This window comes from Spirillospora sp. NPDC049652 (assembly GCF_040675125.1).
GTDB lineage: Bacteria > Actinomycetota > Actinomycetes > Streptosporangiales > Streptosporangiaceae > Spirillospora.
Genome location: NZ_JBFAOF010000963.1, coordinates 1 through 2,636, shown reverse-complemented (window position 1 = coordinate 2,636; position 2,636 = coordinate 1). Strand labels below are relative to the sequence as shown.

At 74.7% G+C, this 2,636-nt stretch carries 3 protein-coding genes; 2 read left to right on the top strand and 1 reads right to left on the bottom strand.

The genetic code is table 11. The features are described from left to right. Positions 1 to 814 (top strand): hypothetical protein (locus tag AB0J52_RS35495; RefSeq protein ID WP_500187300.1); only part of this gene is annotated, 814 nt, incomplete at its 5' end. Positions 815 to 1,116: 302 nt separating this feature from the next. Here the strand turns inward: AB0J52_RS35495 and AB0J52_RS35490 are convergent. Then, positions 1,117 to 1,686: a TetR/AcrR family transcriptional regulator gene (locus tag AB0J52_RS35490; protein WP_500187299.1), complete on the bottom strand. Its 570-nt coding sequence runs from the start codon at positions 1,684 to 1,686 to the stop codon at positions 1,117 to 1,119. 76 nt (positions 1,687 to 1,762) lie between these two features. On the opposite strand from AB0J52_RS35490, the gene AB0J52_RS35485 reads away from it, so the two are divergent. Then, on the top strand, positions 1,763 to 2,636 hold an 874-nt coding region (locus AB0J52_RS35485; RefSeq protein WP_500187298.1), incomplete at its 3' end, for an alpha/beta hydrolase.

Here is a 2,636-nt window from a genome sequence, read left to right as displayed (position 1 = left end):
CCTGGACAAGCTGGTCCTGGACGATCCGCGCGGCCCGGGCTACTCGGCGGCGCTGGCGCGCGCCCGGATCGAGCGCGTCGTGACGGAGGTGCGGCGGCGCGGCAAGTGGGCGCGGCGGCTGCGCGGCCAGGAGGTGTCGAGCGCGTCGGCGCCGGGTCTGCTGTTGATCGGGGAGCCGTCGAGCGGGCAGCGGCGGCTGGCGCGGATGGCGGCGCGGGCGCTGGCGGAGGTCGAGGCGGGCAGCGGTGAGGTCCGCTCGGTGCGCGCCGAGGAGGTCGCCGCCAGTGGGCCGGAGGGTCTGGCGGACCTGCTCGCCGGCCACGCCGGGCATGTGCTGCTCCTGGACGGCCTGGACAAGCTGGTCCTGGACGATCCGCGCGGCCCGGGCTACTCGGCGGCGCTGGCGCGCGCCCGGCTCGAGGGCGTCAGTGAGACGGCGCTCGTCGGCACGTGCGCGCCGGCGCGGGTGGGTGAGCTGTCGGCGGCCGCGCCCGAGCTCGTGACGGACCTGCGGGCGGTGCGGCTGCCGGACCTGTCGCAGCCGCGTGAGCGGGAGGCGCTTCTGCGGCTGCTGGCCGAGGAGCGGCGGTTGCGGGTCGGCGAGGACGCCTGGCCGGTGGTGCGGCGTGATCTGGCGGCGCTGAGCGGTCGCGGCCGGGTGACCGGGGCGCGGCTGGTGGAGGCGTACCTGGACCGCGCGGCAACCAACCATCTGGGGCGTGCGGCGGCGACACAGGCGATCAGCGACTCGGGTTCCCTGACGCTCACGGCCTCCGATTTCGAAGGTGTCGCCGACACCCTCACGAACCCCTGATTCCGGAAGGTCCCGGCCGTCCGGCCGGCTGACGGAACCGGCGCCGGGCCCGTCCTTCCCTGCGGAGGGCGGGCCCGTTCCGCGTTGTCTCAGCCCTCGCGGACCATCCCCCCAGCAGGAGAAAACCACATCTGAGAGGCCCTCGTCGCCGAGGCCGACGCGCTCTTGGAGCAGGCTGCACTCACGGCAGGTCGGCCGTTCACTGAGGTTGTTCTCTGGGCGCGGGGACACCGCCCGTCGAGCGCGGCAAAGACCGGCAGGGGCGGCTGCCCTCTCCGGTCCGGTCTGGGGCGGGTGTCGGGTCAGGACGGTTCGCGGGTGAAGTGGGCCAGGACCATCTGGACCAGGGCGTCGACGTCGGTGTCGGCCATGGGTTCGCCGGTCATGCCCATGCGGTGGAGCAGGATGCCGACGACGGCGTCGATCAGGAACAGGACGCGGTGCTCGGGTTCGTCCAGGGCGTCCTGGAGGGCGAGGCGGTAGGGGTCCTGCAGCCGGGTGGAGAGGATCTCGCGCAGGGCCGGGTCGCTGACGGCGTCGCTGAACACGCCGGCGAACGCGTCGCCCACCCCGGGTTCGGCGATCTTCGCCGCGATCCAGCGGATGGTCGAGGTGATGATCTCGGCCCGGTCGGCGCCGTCCAGCGGGGCGGGGCCGAACGCGTCGAGCAGGCAGTCCACGATCAGCGCGCCCTTGGTCGGCCAGCGGCGGTAGACGGTCGTCTTGGCGACGCCCGCCCTGGCGGCGATGCGGTCGACGGTGGCGCGCGCGTAGCCGAGGTCGCGGACGGTGCCGAGCGTGGCGGTGAAGACCACGTCGTTGACTCCGGCGCGCGGACGTCCGGGCGGCCGGGCGGGTGTGGTCGACGTCATATCCCCATCCTACCGCCTTTTCGCTACCTTAAGTTTCGATACCTGAGGTTGCGAAACATGGAGGCGAGGAGCGGACATGAGCGAGGCCACTGTCATGGGACGGCCGCCGGAGCCCGACTGGGAGACGATCACGGCCGAGGAGCTGGTCGCCTTCCGGGAGGCCGAGAACCGCTTCCGGGCGTCCGCCGCGGCGCGGGCGGTCACCGGAGAGCCCGCGCCCGGCGTCGCGATCGACTGGCGGCAGGTGGCGCTGCCCGGCCGCGACCTGCCGGTCCGGGTGTACCGGCCGTCCGCCGAGCACGGCGCGAACGTTCCGGAAGGCGCGGACGTCGCGGAAGGCGCGGGCCTTCCGCTGGTCGTCCACGTGCACGGCGGCGGGTTCGTGGGCACGGCGCCGCAGAGCGACTGGATCAACAGCCATGTCGCCGCCGCGCTGCCCGCGCTCGTCGTCTCGGTCGAACACCGCCTGGTCGCGCCGGACTCCCCCCTGTCGGCGGCCGTCGACGACGGCTGGGACGTCCTGCGGCACGTCGTCGCCGACGCCCGCGAGTGGGGCGTCGCCCCGGCGCGCGTCGCCCTGCTCGGCGAGAGCTGCGGCGGGCTGATCAGCGCCCTCGCGGCGGTGCGGGCCCGCGACACCGGCCTGGACCTGCGGGCGCAGGTGCTGGTCAACCCCGTCACCGACGCGAGCGAGACGATGTTCGACTACGACTCGGTCGCCCGCTTCTCCCAGACCCCGACGCTCGGCGTGCCGCAGCTGCGGCTGATCCAGCGGCTCTCCGCCACGGCGGGCGACGGCTCCCCCACCGCCCTGTCCCCCCTGCACGCCGACGACCTCGCCGGACTGGCCCCGGCGCTGCTGGTGATCCCGACCGACGACCCGATCGCCGACCACGGCCGCCGCTACGCCGAGCGGCTGCGGGCGGCCGGGACGTCCGCGCGGCTCAGCG

Excerpts from the sequence above, each read along its gene's own strand:
- AB0J52_RS35490 (WP_500187299.1), bottom strand. The coding sequence starts at position 1,686 with ATGACGTCGACCACACCCGCCCGGCCGCCCGGACGTCCGCGCGCCGGA.